Annotated in this window: 1 protein-coding gene; it reads right to left on the bottom strand. The window is 58.0% G+C overall.

What is annotated here, in order from left to right:
• Nucleotides 1-51: 51 nt before the first annotated feature.
• Complete coding sequence (locus NW819_RS12975) at nt 52-1,638, bottom strand: mechanosensitive ion channel (protein ID WP_414413997.1); 1,587 nt, start codon at nt 1,636-1,638, stop codon at nt 52-54.
• Between the last annotated feature and the right edge of the window lie 113 nt (nt 1,639-1,751).

Raw genomic sequence — 1,751 nt, 5'->3', positions numbered from 1 at the left:
GCCGAGTGATTCTACCAAAGTCCCCCTTGGCGATATCTACAAAACCTGCTCTCACTCTCTCTTGAGCCATTGCCGGATCTGCTCGGCAGCTACATCGCGACCTCCCAACCCAAAAGCCAACGCCACCGCCACGGCAATCGCCCCCAGAACCAGACCAAAAGCCAACACCACAATGTCGGTGGCCACGCCCATCTGCTGCAGGGCCATGGCGCCAACAAAAACCAAGATAGCCACCCGCGCCGCCTGGGCCAGTACCCCTGAGGAAGGGCTACCCAAGCTCTTGATCATAGAGTGGGCCAAATTGGCCAAATAAAGACCGATCCCAAACACCAGGGCGCCGATGAGCACCCGACCGGAAATCAGCAACAGCCCCTGCACAATGTCGGTTAGGGCGGCAAACTGCAGCAACTCCACTGCCGGCACCGCCCCAAACAAGACCACGCCTACCCAGACCACCAAGCCGGCGATCTCGGAGGGAGTGCGACGTTTGGCAGCGGGATCCCCTTCAGGCTCAGGAGCAGCGGCCAGGGGCAAGCCCAGCCCCGCGACCAGACGGTCAAAACCCACCGCCTGCAGCAACTGGGTTACCAAGCTGGCCAAAAATTGCCCCAGCAAGTAAAAGACGGCCAGGATCAAAGCGGATCCCGCGATCAAGGGAATGGCCCGCAACACCTGCTCCAGCATCGCCACCGCCGGATCGGAGATGGCCCGAATTTCCAAGGCATTCAGCGCCGCAATCACCGCCGGGATCAACACCAAGACATACACCACCGTCCCGACGATCTGGGCCAACTGGGGAACGCCAAAGCGTGCCCCCAACCGATTTGCCCCTGCTGCCACCAACAAATTGGAGACGATCCCACGCACGATGCGGGCCAAAAACCAGCCCACCACACCGATGATCAGCGCCCCCAAAATCCGCGGCACCATCGACAGCAACTGATCCAGCAGGTTTTGCACCGGCTGCAGCGGCCCCTGCAGGTTCAGGGTATCCAGGATGATCGGCAAAAAGAACAGCAGAATCAGCCAGTAAAGGGCATTGCCCAAAGTTTCATTCAGCAGGAAAGGGGTGACCTCTGTACCTCCCTCTTGGCCGGTTGGGGTTCCTTCTGCACCTGCCTCACCGGCAGTGCTTTCCTGTTGCAGAGGCCGGGCCAACTGCTCATCGAGGTTGAAACGCCGCAGCCCCTGGATGACCGCCAGCCGAGCAACAGTGGCCACCACCCAGCCCACAGCCAGCAGCACCAGCGCCCCACCCACCCGTGGCAGATAAACGAAGATTTCCCCCAAAAACCTGTTGAGCGGATCGGAGACAGCTTGAAGCTGCAGGGCATTCAGTACCGCCACCAACACAAAAGCAAGAATCACCCAGTAGACGGCAGCGGCCACCCAGCGCTCCGTTTGGGGCAGCTTCTCGCCGGGCTTTTGGCCCAAAACCCAAGCAGCCAAGCGATTGTCCAGTTGCGTCCTTTTGAGCAGTCCTCTAACGCCGAAGGCTACTGCCATGGCCACTATCCAACCCAGAATTAAGATGACAATCGCCGCAAGGAGATTGGGCATAAAATCGATAAGCCTAGACCAAAGACTGACGACAAAAGAGATGGCCTCATCTCCAATGGTGTTTCCAGAGGTGTCCATAATGATCCTCACAGCTTGAAAATGCTCAGGATGGACAGATAACAAGTGTAGGCTAACCTGAAGTGTTTTTTCAGGCAAGCTGGCCAGAGGGGGGATACGATATGAAAAATATA

The organism is Synechococcus sp. R8-2 (assembly GCF_047461715.1).
GTDB lineage: Bacteria > Cyanobacteriota > Cyanobacteriia > Thermostichales > Thermostichaceae > Thermostichus.
Note: the sequence above shows the minus strand (reverse complement) of the source record. Positions and strands in the feature narration are given on the sequence as shown.

What these genes read in the sequence shown, in the direction of transcription:
- NW819_RS12975 (WP_414413997.1), bottom strand. Translation starts at nt 1,638, where the DNA reads ATGGACACCTCTGGAAACACCATTGGAGATGAGGCCATCTCTTTTGTC.